This is a genomic window from Cobetia sp. 1CM21F (genome assembly GCF_023161745.1).
In the GTDB taxonomy this organism is placed as follows: domain Bacteria; phylum Pseudomonadota; class Gammaproteobacteria; order Pseudomonadales; family Halomonadaceae; genus Cobetia; species Cobetia amphilecti.
This window is the reverse complement of sequence record NZ_JALNTQ010000002.1, coordinates 874260-895019: the sequence shown is the minus strand read 5'-3', so window position 1 is coordinate 895019 and position 20760 is coordinate 874260. Positions and strand designations below refer to the sequence as shown.

17 protein-coding genes are annotated in these 20760 nt (G+C 64.2%); 9 read left to right on the top strand and 8 right to left on the bottom strand.

Features of this window, described 5'->3' with window-relative positions:
* Window positions 1-131: 131 nt before the first annotated feature.
* The 5 genes from MSG32_RS09505 to MSG32_RS09485 all read right to left on the bottom strand — a co-directional run bounded on the left by MSG32_RS09505 (window position 132) and on the right by MSG32_RS09485 (window position 8558).
* The gene (locus tag MSG32_RS09505) at window positions 132-3263 is read right to left on the bottom strand and encodes an efflux RND transporter permease subunit (protein ID WP_248379265.1); all 3132 of its coding nucleotides are present in this window, start codon (window positions 3261-3263) and stop codon (window positions 132-134) included.
* A gap of 101 nt (window positions 3264-3364) precedes the next feature.
* Window positions 3365-4663 carry an efflux RND transporter periplasmic adaptor subunit gene (locus tag MSG32_RS09500; RefSeq protein ID WP_248379264.1) on the bottom strand — a complete coding sequence of 433 codons (1299 nt, stop codon included), beginning with the start codon at window positions 4661-4663 and terminating at the stop codon, window positions 3365-3367.
* A gap of 550 nt (window positions 4664-5213) precedes the next feature.
* Window positions 5214-6509, bottom strand: a complete 1296-nt coding sequence (locus tag MSG32_RS09495) for an ArsA family ATPase (RefSeq protein ID WP_248379263.1) — start codon at window positions 6507-6509, stop codon at window positions 5214-5216.
* Window positions 6500-6820, bottom strand: a complete 321-nt coding sequence (locus MSG32_RS09490) for a cory-CC-star protein (protein WP_199852375.1) — start codon at window positions 6818-6820, stop codon at window positions 6500-6502. Before MSG32_RS09490 ends, MSG32_RS09495 begins: the two co-directional genes overlap by 10 nt.
* The gene (locus tag MSG32_RS09485) at window positions 6810-8558 is read right to left on the bottom strand and encodes a carbon starvation protein A (protein WP_248379262.1); all 1749 of its coding nucleotides are present in this window, start codon (window positions 8556-8558) and stop codon (window positions 6810-6812) included. The genes MSG32_RS09490 and MSG32_RS09485 overlap by 11 nt, the downstream gene beginning before the upstream one ends.
* A gap of 490 nt (window positions 8559-9048) precedes the next feature.
* Here MSG32_RS09485 and coxB point away from each other — a divergent pair, with 490 nt between their 5' ends.
* The 4 genes from coxB to MSG32_RS09465 are packed head-to-tail and all read left to right on the top strand — an operon-like array spanning window position 9049 to window position 13385.
* Entirely contained in the window at window positions 9049-10224 is a 1176-nt protein-coding gene (gene coxB, locus MSG32_RS09480) for a cytochrome c oxidase subunit II (RefSeq protein ID WP_248379261.1), read from the top strand.
* A 30-nt stretch (window positions 10225-10254) separates the two neighbouring features.
* Entirely contained in the window at window positions 10255-11907 is a 1653-nt protein-coding gene (ctaD, locus tag MSG32_RS09475; protein ID WP_248379260.1) for a cytochrome c oxidase subunit I, read from the top strand.
* Between the two features lie 27 nt (window positions 11908-11934).
* Window positions 11935-12528: a cytochrome c oxidase assembly protein gene (locus MSG32_RS09470; RefSeq protein ID WP_248379259.1), complete on the top strand. Its 594-nt coding sequence runs from the start codon at window positions 11935-11937 to the stop codon at window positions 12526-12528.
* Window positions 12525-13385 carry a cytochrome c oxidase subunit 3 gene (locus MSG32_RS09465; RefSeq protein ID WP_131431479.1) on the top strand — a complete coding sequence of 287 codons (861 nt, stop codon included), beginning with the start codon at window positions 12525-12527 and terminating at the stop codon, window positions 13383-13385. The genes MSG32_RS09470 and MSG32_RS09465 overlap by 4 nt, the downstream gene beginning before the upstream one ends.
* A 17-nt stretch (window positions 13386-13402) precedes the next feature.
* On the opposite strand, the gene MSG32_RS09460 is transcribed toward MSG32_RS09465, so the two are convergent.
* On the bottom strand, window positions 13403-13594 hold the full coding sequence (locus MSG32_RS09460; protein WP_043337068.1) for a DUF2909 domain-containing protein: 192 nt from the start codon (window positions 13592-13594) through the stop codon (window positions 13403-13405).
* Between MSG32_RS09460 and MSG32_RS09455 the strand changes: the two genes are divergently transcribed.
* From MSG32_RS09455 to MSG32_RS09445, 3 genes are all read left to right on the top strand, one after another.
* Entirely contained in the window at window positions 13593-14417 is an 825-nt protein-coding gene (locus tag MSG32_RS09455) for an SURF1 family protein (RefSeq protein ID WP_248379258.1), read from the top strand. The two genes, MSG32_RS09460 and MSG32_RS09455, sit on opposite strands and share 2 nt — an antisense overlap.
* Window positions 14418-14492: 75 nt before the next feature.
* The gene (locus MSG32_RS09450) at window positions 14493-15134 is read left to right on the top strand and encodes a hypothetical protein (RefSeq protein WP_248379257.1); all 642 of its coding nucleotides are present in this window, start codon (window positions 14493-14495) and stop codon (window positions 15132-15134) included.
* 101 nt (window positions 15135-15235) lie between these two features.
* A complete protein-coding gene (locus tag MSG32_RS09445; protein WP_282460323.1) occupies window positions 15236-16603 on the top strand; it encodes a COX15/CtaA family protein in 1368 nt (455 codons plus the stop codon).
* A 134-nt stretch (window positions 16604-16737) separates the two neighbouring features.
* On the opposite strand, the gene MSG32_RS09440 is transcribed toward MSG32_RS09445, so the two are convergent.
* The gene (locus tag MSG32_RS09440) at window positions 16738-17133 is read right to left on the bottom strand and encodes a glutathione S-transferase N-terminal domain-containing protein (protein ID WP_043337063.1); all 396 of its coding nucleotides are present in this window, start codon (window positions 17131-17133) and stop codon (window positions 16738-16740) included.
* 75 nt (window positions 17134-17208) lie between these two features.
* On the bottom strand, window positions 17209-18276 hold the full coding sequence (locus tag MSG32_RS09435) for a LysR family transcriptional regulator (protein ID WP_248379256.1): 1068 nt from the start codon (window positions 18274-18276) through the stop codon (window positions 17209-17211).
* Window positions 18277-18406: 130 nt separating this feature from the next.
* On the opposite strand from MSG32_RS09435, the gene MSG32_RS09430 reads away from it, so the two are divergent.
* On the top strand, window positions 18407-19612 hold the full coding sequence (locus MSG32_RS09430) for a multidrug effflux MFS transporter (protein ID WP_225347735.1): 1206 nt from the start codon (window positions 18407-18409) through the stop codon (window positions 19610-19612).
* A gap of 172 nt (window positions 19613-19784) precedes the next feature.
* Window positions 19785-20693, top strand: coding sequence for a lipid kinase YegS (gene yegS, locus MSG32_RS09425; protein ID WP_248379255.1), 909 nt, complete (start codon window positions 19785-19787; stop codon window positions 20691-20693).
* Window positions 20694-20760: the final 67 nt, after the last annotated feature.

Below are 20760 nucleotides of genomic sequence, written 5' to 3'. Positions count from 1 at the left end.
TGGCACTCAATGCTTGCCGCGTGAGCGCGCCTTTTTTTGCCAGCCTGCAAACAGGCACGCCGCCCAGAGAGGGCGGCGTGCAGGGCCGTCACGCAATGTGACAGCAATGAGGCTTCTGTCGTGATCAGAGATCAGACAAGGTCATCCTCCTGGCGGGCCGCTTCGTGGGCTCGCTTGAGGTCCTTCGGCTCACCGAAGAGGCGGCGCACGACCACATAGCAGACCGGCACCAGGAAGATCGCCAGCACCGTGGCAGAGATCATCCCGCCGATCACGCCGTTGCCGATGGCGTGACGGCTGGCGGCACCCGCACCCGTCGAGATGGCCAGTGGCACGGCACCCAGGGTGAAGGCCAGCGAGGTCATCAGGATCGGGCGCAGACGCATGCGCACGGCTTCCATGGTGGCATCGATCAGCGAGCGACCTTGCACTTCAAGGTCCTTGGCGAATTCGACGATCAGGATCGCGTTCTTGGCCGAGAGCCCGATGGTCGTCACCAGGCCGACCTGGAAGTAGACGTCATTGTCGAGTCCGCGCATCCAGGTGGCGAGCAGGGCACCCAGCACCCCCAGCGGTACCACCAGCATGACGGAGAACGGAATGCTCCAGCTCTCATACAGCGCGGCCAGACACAGGAAGACGAAGACCAGCGAGATGGCATACAGATATGGTGCCATGCCGCCACTCTGGGATTCCTGCAGCGAGATGCCGGTCCATTCCAGCGCGACGCCACTGTTGAGCTGGCTGACCATCTCTTCCATGGCCTGCATGGCCTCACCGGTGGAGTAACCCGGTGCCGCCTGTCCCAGCAGTTCCATCGAGGAGACGCCGTTGTAGCGTTCCAGCTGCGGCGACCCGTAGGTCCACTCGCCGTTGATGAAGGCGCTCAGCGGCACCATCTCGCCGGAGGTGTTGCGTACGTACCACTTCTTGAGGTCTTCCGGCTGCATGCGGGCACTGGCTTCCGCCTGCACATAGACCTTCTTGGTACGACCCTCGTCGAGGAAGTCATTGACGTAGGTCGAGCCCCACGCCGTGGAAAGCGTCGAGTAGACCTCTGACAGCGAGACACCCATCGCCGTCGCCTTGAGTTCATCGATGTTGAGCGTGAACTGCGGGCTGTCTTCCAGACCATTGGGGCGCAGGCCGGTCACGGCCGGATTCTGGCCCGCCATGCCCAGCAGCTGGTTGCGCGCGTCGGTCAGTGCCTTGTGGCCGATGCCGCCACGGTCGACCAGCATCATGTCGAAGCCGCTGGCGTTGCCCAGCTCCATGATCGGCGGCGGGTTGATGGCGAAGACCAGGGCTTCCTTCAAGGTGTTGAAGTAGCTCTGTGCTTCACTGACCACGCTGAAGGAATCGCGCTCGCGCTCATCCCACGGCTTCAGGTTGATGAAGGCCAGGCCCATGTTCTGACCGCGACCGGCGAAGCTGAAGCCGGCGACGTCGAACATTTCCTGAACCGCATCTTCCTGATCGACCAGGAAGTGATGCTCGACCTTTTCCAGCGTCTCGAGCGTCTGTTCCTGAGTGGAGCCCACCGGCAGGATGACCTGGTTGAACAGATAGCCCTGATCCTCATCCGGCAGGAAGCCGGTCGAGATGCGCGTGAATACCACGCCACAGCCGACGACGATCAATGCATAGACCAGCATCGAGCGACCGGTGCGCTTGAGCATGCCGCCAACGCCTTTCTGGTAGCGCGCGTTGGAACGATCGAAGACCCGGTTGAAGAGGCCGAAGAAGCCGGTGGTCTTCTCCTTGGTCGGCTTGAGCAGGGTGGCGCACAGAGCCGGCGTCAGGATCAATGCCACCAGTACGGACAGCGTCATCGCCGAGACGATGGTCACCGAGAACTGACGGAAGATCGCGCCGGTGGTGCCGGGGAAGAAGGCCATCGGAATGAACACGGATGACAGCACCAGGCCGATACCCACCAGTGCGCCGGTGATCTGGCCCATCGACTTGCGGGTCGCTTCCAGTGGCGAGAGCTTCTCTTCGTGCATGACGCGTTCGACGTTTTCCACCACCACGATCGCATCGTCGACCAATAGCCCGATGGCGAGCACCATGGCGAACATCGTCAGGGTATTGATGGAGAAGCCCAGCACTTCCAGCACCCCGAAGGTGCCCAGCAGCACGACCGGTACCGCGATGGTCGGAATCAGGGTGGCGCGGAAGTTCTGCAGGAACAGCAGCATCACCAGGAAGACCAGTGCCACGGCTTCCAGCAGTGTCATCACCACTTCTTCGATGGAGATCTTGACGAAGGGCGAGGTGTCGTATGGGACCTTGAAGCTCATGCCCGGCGGGAAGTAGGCGGACAGCTCATCGAGGCGGTCCTTGACGGCCTGGACGGTGTCCAGCGCGTTGGCGCCCGAGGCCAGCTTGATCCCCAGGCCTGCAGCAGGCTTGCCGTTGTAGCGGCTGACGGTGCTGTAGGTCTCGGCGCCTTTCTCGGCGCGGCCGACGTCACGCAGATAGACCTGAGAGCCATCTTCCTGGGTCTTGAGCAGGATGTTGCCGAACTGCTCCGGCGTTTCAAACAGAGTCTGCGCCACGATGGTGGCGTTGAGCTGCTGGCCTTCTTCAGCCGGCAGATTGCCCAGCTGGCCCGAGGCGATCTGGTTGTTCTGCGTGCTGATGGCCGTGGTGACGTCGCTGGTGGTCAGCTTGAAGTTGTTGAGCTTCTGCGGGTCGAGCCAGACACGCATGGCCCCCGGCGCGCCGAACAGCTGGGTCTCGCCGACGCCCTGGACACGCGCGACCTCATCCTGGATGTCGGAGGCGACATAGTCGGTCAATTGCTGCTTGGTCATGCTGCCATCGTCAGAGACGAAGGCCGCGACCATCAGGAAGCTGCCGGAGGACTTGGTGACCGAGACACCCTGGTTCTGTACGGATTGCGGCAGGCGCGGAGTGGCCAGCTGCAGCTTGTTCTGTACCTGAACCTGGGCGATGTCGGGGTCGGTGCCGGTGTCAAAGCTCAGCTCGATGCTGGCGTTGCCCTGGGAGTCCGAGGTCGAGCTCATGTACAGCAGATTGTCGATGCCGTTCATCTGCTGCTCGATGACCTGGGTCACCGTGTCTTCCACCGTCTGGGCGGAGGCACCGGAGTAGGTGGCCTGAATGGTGATGCTGGTAGGGGCCAGCGAGGGATACTGCTCGATCGGTAGCTTGAGGATACTGAAGATACCCCCCAGCATCACGATGATGGCGAGCACCCAGGCAAAGATAGGGCGATCGATGAAGAATCTGGCCATGACGTTTGAGGCTCCTGGAACGTCGTTCGGGACGGTCGCCAGTCACACGAGAAGCGTCTCTCGTCTGACTGGCGACAGTGGCGCGAAAAGCGGGGGCAGGCTTACTGGCTATCGCCGGTCTTGGCCTGTTCACTTTCCGAGGAGTCGCTGCTGGCAGCAGTCCGCGACTGAGATGCGGCGTTCTGGTCAGTGCCTGTCTCGTCCGAGGCGATCTCGACCGTGGCACCCGGCTTGATCTTCTGCAGACCGCTGACGATGACCTTGTCATTGTTGTCGAGGCCGCTGGTCACCAGCCACTGATTGTCGATGGCCTGACCGATCACGACCTGCTTGGCCTCGACCTTGTTCTCGGCATTGACCGTCATCACGCTGGCCTGGCCCGTGCTGTCACGGCTCACGGCCTTCTGCGGAATCAGGATGGCATCCTTGGCGACGGCTTCGGTCAGGCGGGCACGCACGAACATGCCCGGCAACAGCAGCTCATCTTCGTTGGGGAACAGTGCGCGCAGCGTGACCATGCCGGTCCCCTGGTCGACAGTGACATCCGCGAACTGCAGCTTGCCCTTGGCGCCATAGACGCTGCCGTCTTCCATCACCAGCTCGACTTCCGTCTGGACCGGTGCGGTGGCGGCATCGCGATTCTCGCCCAGCTCACGCTTGAGACGCAGCACCTCGGTGGCGGACTGGGTAAGGTCGACATAGATGGGGTCCAGCTGCTGGACGGTGGCCAGGCTGGTTTCCTGACTGGCCGTGACCAGTGCGCCCTTGGTGACGCTGGACTTGCCGATACGACCACTGATCGGTGAGGTGACCTTGGTGTAATCCAGGTTGATCTGCGCGCTGGATACCGCAGCCTTGGCCGAGGCGACATCGGCACGGTCTTCGCCGACGGTGGCCACGGCATCATCATAATCCTGCTGGCTGACCATCTTGCGAGCTACGAGGTTCTTGTAGCGCTTGGCCTTGAGGCTCGAGGTGTTGAGACTCGCCTCGGCACGCGCCAGGCTCGCCTTGGCGCTCTCGACATCGGCGCGATAGGTGCGCGAATCGATGTGATAGAGCACCTGACCTTCCTCGACGTCACTGCCTTCGGTGAAGTCGCGCGATTCGATGATACCGCCGACCTGCGGACGCACTTCCGCGATCTGATAGGCACGTGTGCGGCCCGGAAGTTCGGTGGTGAGCGGTACATCCTGGGCAGTGACGGTGACGACATCGACCTGAGCGGCCTGGCTGGCACCTGCGGCGGAGCCTTGGCCAGCCTCCTCCTTGTCGCCGCTACAGCCGGCCAGCAGGGCACCGACCAGCAGCAGGCTTGCCGGAAGCAGGCCGAGGCGGCGGGCATTGAAAGCCAATGGGTGTCTCTGCAAGCGGGATTGACTGGGGGAAGTCGGGGCCATGGAGCGTCCTTTACGAAATTCAGGGGCTGAAGTGCGTCACTATCGCCACATTGTGACTCACCGCAGGCGCGGCAGGTCAAAGCAACGATGTCATGATGAGGAAGATATTTAGCCCGCTATTCTATCGGAATGGCGAGGCGACTGTATGGTTGTTTTGTGCAGTTATTGCGCACCTTGTTGCAACAGATTGTTGCCATGTGAGCAGCATTTTGAACCTCATGGAGGGGGATGCAAGACAATGCAATTCGCTTGCCATGTCCGCAGGCGTGCACATGCCTCGCCTCACTCAAGGTGTGTGTGCAAGTCAGGTGAGGCCGGGGCAGTGATGGTGCATCAATATGCGCAAATTCTGAATAAGTTATCAGATCGAAGTGTCTGAATGATGAACTCCCCGGCCCTGTACGCAAATGCATGTCGCCAGCACATGACGGATCAGCGGATCAGCGTGAGGTCGGGAGAGCGGGAAAGCGGGAGGGTGAGAGAGCGGAAGTGCTGAGGGGGCTGAGGGTCTGAAGCACTGATGGGCTGAAGCGCATGGCGACCTCTCGAGTCATCTGGCGGGAGCAGCGCAACCGCAAGAGGACGCGGCAGGGGTGGGTGACCAGGGGCGGAACGCAGTGAACTGTGCCACCAGCGGGGCAAGGCTTGCGCGGTCCTCCGGCAGCTGTGGTTGGCGCAGCAGACGCACGCATGGGCGATCAGCGAAGGCCTCCTCCAGTCTGGCGGCCCAGTGTTGCTGCTGTTCTCGCCAGGTCGCGACCCAGTCAGCCTGCGGCTCGTGGGGCGTTGAGGGGGGGCTGCCAGCCCCTTGCGCGGCGGGTTCCGGCAGGCACTGATTGATGATCAAGCCGCCGACGGCCAGACCATGAGCTTCCAGCGCCTCTCGTGTTCGAGTCGTCTCCAGACACGGCAGCTTCTCCGGCGTGCTGACCAGAATCACGCGCGCCTTGCGGGTATCGCTCAAGCGCTGACGCAATGCTGCGTAGCGCGTACGGCGTTGCTCCAGCGCCTCGCTGATCGGGTCTTCCGGCGCTTCTTCGCCTGGCGTCTCTGATGCCTGCTGACTGTCCAGCCACAGGCTGCGTTCGGCGATGGCGCGCCTGCGCTGACCCAGCATGCCCTCCAGCCAGCCGCCCAGCACTTCGGGCAGACTCAGCAGGCGAATGGTGTGCCCGCTGGGCGCCGTATCGAACAGGATATGGCGATAGTGTGGGGCTTCATCTTCCAGCGGGGCTGGCGGAGTCAGGATGATCTCCACCAGCGCATCGAAGAGCGCCGCTTCACTGGTGCCGGGGGCGTGGCGTGACAGTTCGAGCTGGCGCATCACGGTAGCACTGCGCTCGCCACTTACCAGGGGGGCGATCCGCTGGCGGACCGCCTCCAGGTAGCGGTCGCATTCCCGTTCGGGGTCCAGTTCCATCACGTCGAGGCGCAGCGCGATGTTGCAGGGCTTGCCACCGATCGCACCGAACAGGTCGCCGAGATTGTGCGCGGGGTCTGTCGATACCAGCAGGGTCGCTTCGCCTTTCTCCGCCAGTGCCAGCGCCTGGGCCGCCGCGCAGCTGGTCTTGCCGACACCGCCCTTGCCACCGAAGAACCAGATCTCGGGGTGCTTGGATATCTCGGCTTGCCCCGGCGCTCGGCCAGACTGGTGAGTGTGAGCCTTGTGAGCCTTGTGAGCCTCGTGAGCCTTGTGAGCCTCGTGAGCCTCGTGAGCCTCGTGAGCCTCGTGAGCCTCGTGAGTCTCGTGAGTCTCGTGAGCCGCTGACGGCCGAGTGCTTTCCGGCCCAGCCGTATCTTTCGCCGTGCGGGATGCCGCGCGTTTCCAGAGCCTGCTCAACAGCACTTGATGCCCTCCAGCGGTGAATGCTCAAGCCCCTGACGCAGGTGCCAGTCATGCATGCGTTCCAGCATCAGTGGCAGCATCTCCAGGGAGACGGCAGGCGCCGGATTGGGGATGCCCATCAGCTCCGCGAAGCTCATCATCATGAAGATGTCCTCCTCCTCACGGGCAAGCTGCGCCAGATCGCGCTGCTGGTTGACGCGCAGCATGGCCTCCCAGCCATCCCGCAGCTGAATGGCGCCTGTCAGCAGGCGCCGTGTCAGTCCCGGCTGGCGTGGTGATGACGCCAACCGGGTATCGTCATCAGCTCTCATGAGCGCTCACCCGGGCGGGAGACTTCAGGCTGCGGCTGGCCTCGAGCAGAATCCACAGCGCAAACACCATGATCAGGCTGCCGAAGGTGAACAGCAGCCATTGCGGGTCGTTGCTGCCCATGCCCGACCAATCCAGCACCACCTGCTGCACCATCGCCCACAGCGTCATGATCATCAAAAAGACCATCGGGGCCAGGGTATAGATGACAGGGCGGCCCTGACGCTTGAGCCACACCGAGACCAGCATCAGCGAGATGCCCGCCAGCAGCTGATTGCTGGTGCCGAACAACGGCCACAGCAGGTAGCCGCCGGAACCGAAGCCCTTGGGCCCCTGCGGCAGGATGACCAGCGCGGCACTGGCGATGACGGCGATGCTGGTGGCGACATGCTTGTGGCTGAGCGCCGGCACGCCGTATTCGCTGCCCAGTTCCGCGATGATGTAGCGCATCAGGCGCACGGCGGAGTCCAGCGTCGTCGCCGCGAAGCTGACCACAATGACCGCGACCAGCGTACTGCCGACGTTGGCGGGCAGGCCGAGGTGCGAGATCAGCTGACCGGATCCCTGAACGAAGCTCGAGAGGCCATTGGCACCCGCCGCGGCGAAGCTTGAATAGGTTGCGGTGAAGTCGGCCTGGGTTGCGAACAGGGTCGCCACCGCGATGATGGAAATCAGCGCCAGCATGCCTTCGCCCAGCGCACCGGAGTAACCTATCAGGCGCGCATCCGGTTCATGGGACAGCTGCTTGGAGGTGGTGCCGGAGGCGACCAGGCCGTGGAAGCCCGAGATGGCGCCGCAGGCAATGGTGATGAACAGCAGCGGGTAAAAGGACATCTCGGCATCGGCGTTGAAGGCCGGCGCCGTCAGCTGCGGGCCACCTACGGCCAGTCCCAGATACAGCAGTACCAGCCCGACCACCAGCTGGTGAGAGTTGATGGTGTCGCGTGGCTGCAGCAGCTTCCAGACTGGCAATACCGAGGCGATGTAGACATAGCTCATCAGCGCGATGATCCATACCAGGAAGGCGCTGGAGATGGGCGAAAGGCCGAACAGCAGGGTGGCATCTTCGCCACCGGCCATGGCGGTGAAGGCACCGGCCAGATCGATCTGCAGGAACTCGAACTGGCCCGCCAGCAGGGCGGCGGCATACATCACCATCAGCGCGAGCAGCGAGGGAATCAACATCTTGCCGCCGCGACGATAGACGCGATGGCCGATCCATACCGCCAGCGGAATCTGGATCAGCACCGACAGCACGCTGGCCGGGAAGTTGATGAACAGATTGGCGATCACCCAGGCGAATACCGCGTTCAGCATCAAGACCAGAATCAGGATGATGAACAGAAACAGCAGCTTGGCACGCTTGCCGATCAGCTTGTCCGCCAGGGTGCCCACCGACTGGCCGCGATGACGCGCCGACAGCGTCAAGGTGCCGAAATCATGCACGCCTGCCGCGAACAGACTGCCCAGCACGACCCATAGCACGGCCGGCAGCCAGCCCCAGTAGACGGCGATCGCCGGGCCGACGATGGGGGCTGCGCCCGCCACCGAGGTGAAATGGTGGCCCCACAGCACCCAACGATTGGTCGGCAGGTAATCGGTGTCATCGCGCAGCGCGTGGGCTGGTGTCACGAAATTCGGGTCGAGGCGGAAGATGCGTTCGGCCAAAAAGCGGGAATAGAAGCGATAGCCGATGGCGAAGGCAACGCAGCCGAACAGGGCAAGCCAGATGGCGTTCATGGCAGATTCCGAGTGGCGTGGTGATGGATTGAGTAGGGCGTGCTGGCGTGTGCTGGCTGTCAGGTCGGCCTGCCGCTGTCGAGCGCCCGCCGAGCAAGACCTTGCGTCAGGGCTTTCAAGCAAGATTTTCAACACATTGGTGCAGATCGGCGTGACGCTAACATCGATAAATGCGCATATAACTTCGCCATTGGTCGCCCCGACTCGCGCCGGCATGTCGCCAGCAAACCTGCAGGACGTTCCTGAAACGCCGCCTCTCTGCGTGGACTGAACGCAGAAGCGCGCCGCTGCCTTGTGCTCAGGCGGCATCACGCGCGGGGTAGCCGTTTTTGCCTCGCTCTGCCTTGCGACCAAGGAGTATCAGTGGGTTGATCCACGCGACCTTGTGTTCCGCCAAGCTCTTCTATACTCGAAGCAAGTCGGAGCACGGGGAGCCGCTCAGCGCCGTCATCTGGGTGAGGCTCTCGATAACAATGACAAGGAGGCGCCGATGTCATGGATCGCGGAATGCCTTTCCCGTGTCACCAGGCCAATGCGTCTGCGCTTGCGACGTACAGTGACGACCCTGTCACTGACGGCCTTGTCACTGACAGCCCTTTCCCCTTCGGTGCTGGCAGTCGAATACAACATGCCGGTCGGGGTCACCGCGGTCAGTCGCGAGATCCACTCGCTGCACATGATCATCTTCTGGATCTGTGTGGTCATCGGCATCGTGGTGTTCGGTGTGATGGGCTACGCGATGATCAAGCACCGCAAGTCACGCGGTGCGGTATCGGCAAGCTTTCATGAAAACACCCGTATCGAGATTCTGTGGACCGCCATCCCGCTGTTGATTCTGGTGGTGATGGCGGTGCCTGCCACCGCCACGCTCAAGGACATGTACGACGCCTCCGAGTCGGCGCTGGACGTGAAGATCACCGGCCATCAGTGGCGCTGGCAGTACGAGTATCTGGGCGAGGATGTCGCCTTCACCTCAAGCCTCGCGACCCCGCGCGAGCAGATCAACAACACCGCCGCCAAGGGCGAGCATTACCTGCTGGAAGTCGACAACCCGCTGGTGTTGCCCATCAATCGCAAGGTGCGCTTCCTGACCACCTCCGCCGACGTCATCCACTCCTGGTGGGTGCCGGACTTCGGCGTCAAGAAGGACGCCATTCCCGGCTTCATCAATGAGGCCTGGACGCGTATCGAGACCCCTGGCACCTATCGTGGCCAGTGCACCGAGCTGTGCGGCAAGGACCACGGCTTCATGCCGGTGGTGGTCGAGGCGCTACCGGAGGCCGAGTTCGATGAGTGGCTGATCGCGCGCAAGGCCGAAGCCGAGGCCGCGCTCAACGATGCCGGTCGTGACTGGAGTCTCGAGGAGCTGATGGAGAAGGGCGAGAAGACCTACGCCACCATCTGCGCCTCCTGCCACCAGCCGGATGGCCAGGGCATGCCGCCGGCGTTCCCCTCGCTGGTGGGCAGCGCCATCGTCACCCAGGACATGCAGGCGCACATCGATATCGTGGTCAACGGCAAGGCGGGCACGCCCATGGCGGCCTTCGCAGATGTGCTGAGCCCGGTCGAGCTGGCGGCTGTCATCACCTATGAGCGCAACGCCTGGGGCAACGATACCGGCGAGCTGGTGCAGCCAGCCGTCATCAAGGAACAGCTGTCTCAATAGCGTGCAAGCGACGCATTCAGGAGGCGTGTCATGGCCAGTGAACAGCCACGCAAGGCGGTACTTCAGGCCAGCGAGAGCGAGGGGGCCACCGCAGGCGGCGCTCATGTGGGCGAGGGCCACGGCAGCTCGCCGCGCGGCATGCTGCGCTGGCTGCTGACCACCAATCACAAGGATATCGGCACCCTCTATCTGATCTTCTCGCTGAGCATGCTGTTCATCGGCGGCATCATGGCGCTGGTGATCCGCACCGAGCTGTTCCAGCCCGGCCTGCAGATGGTGCAGCCGGAGTTCTTCAACCAGATGACCACCATGCACGGGCTGATCATGGTGTTCGGCGCCATCATGCCGGCCTTCACCGGGCTGGCCAACTGGATGATTCCGCTGCAGATCGGCGCGCCCGACATGGCGCTGCCGCGCCTCAACAACTTCAGCTTCTGGCTGTTGCCGGTCGCCTTCCTGTTGCTGCTCTCCACCCTGCTGATGGAGGGCGGTGGCCCCAACTTCGGCTGGACCTTCTACGCGCCGCTGTCCACCACCTATGCGCCGCCTTCGACCAGCTTCTTCATCTTCTCGCTGCACATCGCCGGCATCAGCTCGATTCTCGGCGCCATCAACATCATCGCCACCATCCTCAATCTGCGTGCCCCGGGCATGCGCCTGATGGACATGCCGCTGTTCGTCTGGACCTGGCTGATCACCGCCTTCCTACTGATCGCGGTGATGCCGGTGCTGGCGGGCGCCATCACGATGATGCTGTTCGACATCAACTTCGGCACCAGCTACTTCAATGCCGCTGGTGGCGGCGACCCGGTGCTGTTCCAGCATCTGTTCTGGTTCTTCGGGCATCCCGAGGTCTACATCATGATCCTGCCGGCCTTCGGCATCGTGTCCGCCATCGTGCCGACCTTCTCGCGCAAGCGGCTGTTCGGTTACGCCTCGATGGTCTACGCCACCGGCTCCATCGCGATCATGTCCTTCCTGGTCTGGGCACATCACATGTTCGCCGTCGGCCTGCCATTGGTGGCGGAACTGTTCTTCATGTACACGACGATGCTGATCGCGGTGCCGACCGGCGTGAAGGTCTTCAACTGGATCGCCACCATGTTCCGCGGCTCCATCAGCTTCGAGCCCCCGATGCTGTTTGCGATCGCCTTCATCGTCCAGTTCACCATCGGCGGCTTCTCGGGCCTGATGCTGGCCATCGCCCCGGCGGATTTCCAGTACCACGACACCTACTTCGTGGTGGCGCATTTCCACTATGTGCTGGTGCCCGGCGCGCTGTTCGCGATTCTCGCCGGAGCCTACTACTGGCTGCCCAAGTGGACCGGCTTCTATCCCCACGAGGGGCTCTCCAAGTGGCATTTCTGGCTGTCGGTCATCGGCGTCAACCTGACCTTCTTCCCGATGCACTTCTCGGGGCTGGCCGGCATGCCGCGCCGCATTCCGGATTACGCGCTGCAATTCGCCGACTTCAACATGCTGTCCAGCATCGGCGCCTTCCTGTTCGGTATCTCGCAGCTGCTGTTCCTGGTCGTGATCGTCAAGTGCGCGCGCGGCGGTGTCAGGGCGCCGGCGTGTGCCTGGGAGGGGGCGGTGGACCTGGAGTGGAGCGTGCCGAGCCCGGCGCCGCTGCATACCTTCGAGATTCCTCCGCAGACCCGCGATGGCCAGATCATCCGCTGAGCGATGGACAGCGGCCAGGAGAGTGACATGCCCTCACGCGATCACGCAGCACAGCAACAGGCAGTGGCACGCACCGTGCGGCGCACGCTGCTGGCGCTGGTCGCGATGCTGGGCTTCGCCTTCGCGCTGGTGCCGCTCTATGACGTCTTCTGCAATCTCACCGGCCTGAATGGCAAGGCCGCCAGTCAGGCCAGGGCCGCGGTGGCCATGGAGATCGACGAGAGCCGCTGGGTCTCGGTGCGCTTCATCACCCAGCAGGGGCAGGGCCTGCCGTGGACACTCGAGGCGCTGGATGAGCAGTTCCGCATCCACCCCGGTGGCCAGTACAGCGCGCGCTTCGTGTTCACCAATCACGCCGATTACCCGGTGCGTGGCCGCGCGGTGCCCAGTGTCAGTCCTGCCGAGGGCTCACTGCATCTGCGCAAGATCATGTGCTTCTGCTTCCAGGAGCAGACGCTGGCAGCAGGCGAGCGGCGCGAGCTGCCGCTGGTCTTTCAGGTTGACCCTGACCTTCCGGAGGGCATTCGTGATCTGACCCTGGCGTACACGCTCTATCCGGTCACGACGCCGTCATCCGCGGGGGACGATGGTGCAGAGAATTCTGCAGGAGGTGAAACATGAGCAGTGGCAGCTATTACGTCCCGGCCCACAGTGCCTGGCCCATCTTCGGCGTGCTGGCGGTGGGCGGCATGATGATCGGGACCGGAATCTGGATGGTGCACGGCAGCGCTGCCTGGTTGTCAGGCATCGGCCTGCTGGCCGTGGTGCTGGTGATGGCGGGCTGGTTTCGGGATGTGGTCCGCGAGTCGATGGGCGGCCTCTACGATGACCAGATGGACCGTTCGTTCCGCTGGGGCATGGCCTGGTTCATCTTCTCGGAATTGATGTTCTTCGCGGCCTTCTTCGGGGCGCTGTTCTATCTGCGAACCTTCGCGCTGCCCTGGCTCGATGGCGAGGGCGCCAAGGGAGTGACGGCGCTGCTGTGGCCGGACTTCACCGCCAGCTGGCCCCTGATGACGCCGCCGGATGCCAGCATCGCCGGGCCCAGAGAGCTGCTGTCGCCCTGGCAGCTGCCGCTGGCCAACACGCTGTTGCTGGTCAGTTCCAGCGTCACGCTGACGGTGGCGCATGAAGCGCTGAAGATGGAGTTTCGGCGCACGGCGCGCAACTGGCTGGCGGGTACCGTGGTACTGGGGCTGTGCTTTCTGACCCTGCAGGGCATCGAATACTACGAGGCCTGGCACCACCTGGGGCTGACGCTGCAGGCGGGGGTCTATGGCGGTACCTTCTTCCTGCTGACCGGTTTTCATGGTCTGCACGTCACCATCGGCACCCTGATTCTGATCGTGATGCTGGTGCGCGTGATACGCGGCCACTTCTCGAGTGAACGTCACTTCGCCTTCGAAGCGGCTGCCTGGTACTGGCACTTCGTCGATGCGGTGTGGATCGGTCTGTTCCTGTTCGTCTATGTGTTCTGACAGCACGCGGCGCGATGTCAGTCCAGCATTCCGGTGGAGAAGCCAATGACCAGCAGAATCACCAGACACACTGCCAGGCCAACCCGCCATTTGAGAGAGGTCAGCAGACGTCGACTGCGGCTGCCATCGCGCAGCAGAAAACCGGCGCCGGCGACCAGGCTTGCCAGCATGCCGATAAAGACCAGTGCGATCAGCGATTTGAGCAGCATGTCACCTCCCGGGGCGCAGACAGTGGCGGGTGAGCACAGCGCGGCACTCGCTTGTGACAGTCGAGCTCATCCGGCTGACAAGCGCAAGTCAGTGCCAGCGGCGCAGGGGTCTTCAACGGCGCCGACGCAGGAGCGCCAGGTCGGACGCGGCTGGTGGCTGTTCTGGGGATGCCTGATCGTGCTCGGTCTGTGTCTGTGCAGCTGGCAGGTGATGCGTGGCCAGGCGCGTGCCCAGCATCTGGAGGATACCGCCAGCGCGCCGGAGCTGGTGATGCCGACGGCACCGCCCGCCAGTGCCAGCCTGATCGAGCTGCGCGGCGAGTGGCTCGCGGAACACAGCCTGCTGCTGGACAACCGCACGCTGGACAAGCGCCATGGCGTGGCGGTGCTCACGCCCTTTCGAACGCTGGATGGCCGCTGGTGGCTGGTGGAGCGCGGCTTCGTGGCATCGCCGGCCCCGCGCAGCGACCCGGACTTCACGACCCCGACAGGCTCCGGGGTGATCAGTGGTCGCTGGCAGTGGTTGAACGGTCAGGGCAACAGCGGTGGCCCACTGTTCGGCCCCAACCGTGAGGGGCAGCGTCTGCAGCAGGTCGATCTGAGCGCTTGGCAGGCGCTGGGCACACCGGCCTTTGCGGGTGTCCTGCACCAGACGAGCGGGGAGGGGCGATTCCTGCCCTGGTGGCAGCCGAGCAACATGACGCCCGAGCGCCATTACGCCTATGCGCTGCAGTGGCTGGGGCTCAGCCTGGGAGCGGCGGTGGTCATGATTCTGGGTGCGCGCCGTCAACGTCAGTCCGCGCTACGTCAGCGCCAGGCCTAGCGCCCGGTGCTTGTGTCTTGAGTCTGTTGTCCGAACACCCGGGCAAGCAGGGAAGCCGTCGTCAGGAGGAGAGCGATGACACACGTGATGCGACAGCGTCTGAAACTCGTGGCCTTGCTGGGGCTGTTGTCCGCCCCGCTGCCCTTGGCGTGGGCCATGCTGAGCGCACAGGTCGGGATTCCCGAAGGACGGGTGGCAAACGGTGCCCTGTTGCCAAAGGTCAAGCCGCTCACGGACTGGTCGCTCGACTACCTCGTGACAGAGAACGCCACTGACAACGTCACCGGAAACGCCACAGGAAACGCGACTGACGGCGCTGTTGGCGCGAAGGAGGCCCCCGGCATGCCGCCGCTGGCCGCCCGAGGCGCGGATGAACAGCGTTTCTGGCTCAGCTGGCCGGAGCCGAACCAGCCGCAGCTGGCCGCGGCGCAGGCCGAGCGCTGGTGGCGCCTGCATCGCGCGCTTGGCAAGGAGGCGCCACGCCTGGGCCGCCTGGTGGTGGCTGAAAAGGCCTTTGTGCATCCCCAGGTGCCGGGTGAGCAACGGGCGCTCGGGCGCTGGCCGGCGCCGAACGACACCGCTTCCGCGCCGCACCAGTTGCGCCTGATCGACCCTCACGGGCAGGTCGTGGTCGCCTACGGGCCCGAGATCACGCCGCAGGCCGTGATGAAGGATGTGCGCCGGCTGCTCAAGCGTAATCCGGTCGGGCCTCGATAGGTCGCGCCTCGCCAGGTCGGGCCTCGCCAGGTTTCACCTCGTTAGGACGGGCCTCGCCAGGCCGCGCGTGATCTTCTTTCGCTTCACCAGGGAGATATGCCATGTCTCGCCTCGCCATACAGAAGCGCTATCCACCGCGGGCCTGCGCCGTCTCGCGAGCTCGCCAACGAGGGGCGGCGTTGCTGCCTCGCCCGCCATTTCTGCGCCACGCCACCACGGATGAAGCCTCAGCTGCGCAGGCCTTCTCGATGGCGACGCCTGAGCTGACGTCTGATCTGGTGCATGGCCCTGCCGCCCGGCAGGCGACGAGCCGACGGGTGACGGCACGCCTGTGGCGCAGCAGTCAGCGACTGGTCGCCAGCATGCTGGGATTGGTCATCTTGGTGATCGGGCTGGGAGCCTGGACGCGGCTGGTGGACGCCGGTCTGGGGTGCCCCGACTGGCCGGGCTGTTATGGCGCCCTGGTCGTGCCGGATGCCCAGACGGCGAGTCTGCATAGCCCGCATCATCCGCTTGAAGGCTACAAGGCGTGGGCGGAGATGATCCATCGCTATGCGGCGAGTCTGCTCGGGCTTGCGGCCATCGCATTGCTCGCACTGGGCTGGCGGATACGCCGTCGGGAGGCTCATCAGCCGCAGACCTTCGAGGGTGGCAGTGGCGAGGCAAGGGTGACTGATCACTGGGCCGAGGAGGCGCGCACTCGTTTTCCCTTGGCCGGCTGCTGGCTGTTGTTGGGCATGCTGTTGGTCCAGGGCGCGTTCGGGGCCTTTACCGTGACGCTGAAGCTGTGGCCGCAGGTGGTGACGCTGCATCTGCTGGGCGGCCTGAGCGTGTTGAGTCTGCTGCTGTTGCTGTGGCTATCACTCAGACGGCGGGCGGCGCACCTCAAGGTGACGGCTGGGCAACACACGGCGGGCGCTGATGCAGCGCACATCCGGCGTCAGCCCTGGCTGGCCGCTCTGGCCGCGGCTCTGCTGCTGGGGCAGCTGGCCCTGGGGGGCTGGACCTCGAGCAATTATGCCGGGCTTGCCTGTGAAGGTTTCCCGGCCTGCAATGGTGCCGCATGGCCGGCGATGGACTGGGGAGAGGGCTTCCACCTGACCCAGGATGTCGGCCCCAGCTACCTGCATGGGCAGCTGCATGGTGAGGCACGCACGGCCATTCACATGGCGCACCGTGGCGGGGCCGTGCTGTTGGGGGCGGTGCTGTTGGCGCTGTATTGGCGCCAGCGCCGCCACTTGCCGGCGCGGAAGGCGGCGCCTGACAACCCCTGGCGCTGGGCGCTGGGGTGTTGGCTGGTGCAGGCAGGCTTGGGGATCGCCAATGTGCTGTGGTGGTTGCCGCTGGATCTGGCGCTGGCGCATACCCTGGGGGCCGTCGCGCTGACGCTGGCGATGGTGTGGGCGATGGATCAGATGCGCCAGGCGGCTCGCCACAAGCGGGCATCCGTCTCGCAGGCGCTGGCCTGATGAGAGGCAGAAGGTGGGCAAGACGGTAAGCAGAAGAGAGACCCCCAAGTGCGCGTGATCGCGCTCACCAGACCGCAAGAGGCCGCTCATGAGAGCGGCCTCTTGCGGTCTGCGTCGTATCAGCCGGTATCCTGTCAGGCCGCGCTGCCGAAGCGCTCCTGCAGGTAGGCATTGATGGTGTCGGATTCGTACATCCACTCTTCGCGCCCATCGTCATGGGTGATCAGCAGGCACGGCACCTTGACGCGACCGCCACCCTGTTCGAGGGCCTGGCGGTGAGTGGCGTTGTGCTGGGTGTCGCGCTGCTCGACGTTCAGGTTCAGTTGATGCATGCGCTTGCGCACCTTGATGCAGAACGGGCAGGTCGAGAACTGATACAGCGCCAGTTTGGCCGTCTCGGCATCCACCTCGGCCTGCTGGGCGGGGCTGCGCTCGAGCGCGCTGCCGCGGGTCAGCTTCTCGCTGAGCAGCATGAAGGGAGCCAGCACCAGACGCAGGGTGCGGAAGAACAGGCGGATGATGGAGCGCATGGCAGAACCTCATGGGACGTGCGGGTATCGGCGCCAGTGCCGCAGGGCGGGTGGCGAATTTACAATGGGGCCATTCTAGAGCTCAGCGGCCTCGGCGTCTTCCCCATGCGCGTTGCGGATATGCGTCAGCAGGGACTGTCGCAACCAGCGGTGCCCGGGGTCCTGCTCGTGGCTGGCATGCCAGATCAAGCGGTAGCTGAGCGCGGGCAGGCGCATCGGTAGCTCAAGGATCGCCAGCCCATGCAGCTCGCTGCTGGCCTGGGCAAAGCTTCTGGGGGCACAGAACACCAGCTCGCTGTGCGCGACGATGCTCAGGGCATCGCGGAAATCCGGCACCAGCACACTGATGCGGCGTGGTGCGCCGTGCTGCTCCAGCCGCTCATCCAGCGACCAGCGTGAGCGCCCCTCGCAGGTGGCCTGCACATGACTCAAGGCCGCGAATTCGCTCAGCGTCATCGGTGTCTGGCGCCGCGTGAGCGGATGATCACGCCGCACCAGAATCACATGGTCGTCGCGCCACAGCAGGCGCGACTGGAAGCCAGCGGGGAGGGCAGGCGGCTCGCCCGGGGTCTCGGCGCTGTGATCGTGTCCGGCAAGCCCGATATCCAGCTGGCCCTTTTCCATCAGGCTCAGGCAATCGGCCTGCCAGCGGCTGATCTCGAGGCTGCCATGCGGCAGCGCATCGGTCAGTGCCCGCGTGCAGGAAGGCATCAGGGTCGCCCAGGCGCTTTCCAGCACCGCCAGCTGAAAGCGCCGCTGGCTGGTGGCGGGGGTGAAGGTGGCAGGGGCGCTCAGGTTCTCGAGACGCGAGAGCAGCTCGGCCAGCTCGCCACGCAATGACAGGGCCCGCGCCGTGGGGCGCAGACCATGGCGTTCGCGAATGAAAAGGGCGTCATCAAACATCACGCGCAGGCGTGCCAGACTCTTGCTGACGGCAGACTGCGAGAGGTGCAGACGGCCCGCCGCGCGCGTCACGCTGCACTCTTCCAGCAGTACCTGCAGCACCTGCAGCAGATTGAGGTCGATGCGCGTGTTGAAGGGCGTGGTCGCTGGCGCTGAGCCCGAAGACGCAGACAGCGAAGACGCGGCTGGAGACTGGGCGGCAACCGGCCTTGCGGGTGTCTGCGGGGCTGTCGCGCTCATGAGTTTCTCCAGTAGAATATCAGGCCTGAAATAATATCATTTTGCTTCATAAGTCGCAGGCGCTAGGCTCTGCGGATTCTTGATGGCCCTCTGTCGGGCCGCCCTTGGCTTCTGACTCTCGAGATTATCCATGTCCGTGTCTTCCTCTGCTGCCGCAAGGCCCATGCCCAACGCACGATTATTGTTGCTGCTGCTGGTAGGCTGCGTGATGTTCTCGCCGCTGGCGATCGATATCTATCTGCCCTCACTGCCGGCGATGGCGCGTGAATTCGCCCAGCCCACCGATGTGATGCAGATGACGGTGACGCTGTTTCTGGGCGCTGTGGGTGTCGGGCAGATTCTGGTCGGCCCGTTGACGGACCTCTACGGACGACGTCCGGCGCTGTTGGGTGGCGCGACGGTCTATCTCGTCGGCGCGATGGTCGCCGTGCTGGCACAGGACATCAGCATGCTGTATCTCGGGCGTATCCTGCAGGGGCTGGGAGCGTGCGCCACGGTGACGGTGGCCTTCGCGGCCGTGCGTGACTGCTACACGCCGGAGCAGGGCGCCAGGATGTACAGCTATCTGAATGGTGCGCTGTGCATCATTCCGGCGCTGGCGCCGGTGCTGGGCGGCCTGCTGGCGGTGCAGTTCGGCTGGCGCTCCAACTTCCTGTTCATGGCCGCCTTCGCGCTGTGCGTCGGCCTGATGGCGTGGAAGAGCTTCGGCGAGACGCGTCCGGCCACGACGGTCGTGGAGCGTCCGCTGTACAACTGGGCGCGCTACCGCCCCGTGTTGACCAGCTGGCGCTTCCTGTATCAGGCGCTGGTCGCGATGGCAGCGATGAGCGCCATCCTGCTGTATGTCTCGTCGTCCTCCGAGCTGCTGGTCGAGCGCCTCGGTCACTCCGAGCTGGTCTTCAGTGCCCTGTTCGGCGGCAATGCCGTGATCAATATCATCACCTTCTTCTTCGCACCGCGCGTGATCACGCGCCTCGGCCGTCAGCCCACCGTGCGCCTGGGGCTGGCGATCATCCTGCTCTCCGGCCTGATGCAGGGCGCGGCCTTCGCCTGGCTACCACTGTCTGCCGCTGCCTTCATGGTGCCGGTGGCAGTGCTGTCGGTCGGCTTCTCGTTGGCGCTCGGGGCGGCATCAAGCCTGGCGCTGGAGGCCTTCGCTGAGCGTGCCGGCACTGCGGCGGCGCTGCTCGGCAGCATCCAGCTCGGCGGCTCGGCAGTGGTGGCGACGGCGCTGCTCAATACGCCGCTCGCCCCTCAGCAGGGTCTGCTGCTCATCAGCGTGGTGATGGTGCTGCCGTTGCTGCTGCTGGGCGCGCGACGTCAGCCGGGCGTCTAGTCGGTAAGACTGCCCGGTGCGACGGCGCATTGCGACTGGCCGGTGGGACTGGCCGGGCATGGAGGATTCGCTGGCTGGCGACAGAGGCGGGTCGCAGGGCAGAGATGGTTCATTGAAGGCACCTGACCAGAGTATGCTTGTCGCTCGATCCGCATGTCGCCAAGGAGGCACCATGGAATCAGCGGCGCGTGTGCGCGTGATACTCAACGGGGACAAGGCTCAGCAGCCGGAGCTGCGTGAGGCCATCTTCGCTCAGCGTGAGCGTATGGCAGGGCTTGAAGTGCGGTTGACCTTCGAGGGAGATGACGTCGCGAGGCTTGTGAGCGAGGCGGTCGATGAAGGCGTCACGCGGCTGGTCGTTGGCGGCGGTGACGGCACCCTCAATCTGATCGCCAATGCATTGATGCAGCATCCACTCGCGAAGCGTCCGGAAGTCGCGATCCTGCCGTTGGGCACCGCCAATGACCTGGCGACCTCGCTCGGCATCCCCGAGCCGGTGACGGAATCGCTGGCGCTGGCCTGCGAAGGGGCGGCGCGAGCCGTCGATGTGGTGCAGCTGGATGATGCCTACTTCCTCAACATGGCCTCGGCAGGTTTCGGCGCCGAGGTGACGCGCTCGACGCCCGGTGGCCTCAAGAAGCTGTTCGGTGGCGGGGCCTATTCGCTGATGGGTGTGCTCAAGGCGTGGGACTTCCGCCCCTATCGTGGCAGCGTGACCCTCAACGGGGTGGAGGAGGAGCTGGCGTTGTTCGTGCTGGCGATCGGCAATGGTCGTCAGGCGGGCGGCGGTCAGGAGCTGGCGCCTCGGGCGCTGCTCGATGATGGCTGCTTCGATGTGCTGGTGATCCGCGACTTCCCCATCGCGCGCGTGGGTGAGGTGATCGAGGAGCTGGAGTCGCTCCCCGACAACGGCCATTTCGTGCGGTATGTGCGCACTGACGCGCTGCACTATCGTGGTGAGTCGCTGCCGGTGAATCTCGATGGCGAGAGCTACCTGATCGAGAACAGCGAATTCCAGCTGATTCCCGGCGCTCTGCGTCTGGTCGCCCCGCAGGGCGCCGCCCTGCTGACACACTCATGAGCTCGCAGATGGGTTATTGAGCGCTGGCTGAGCCATGAGGGCTGGCTGGTACACGAGCGCAGTCTGA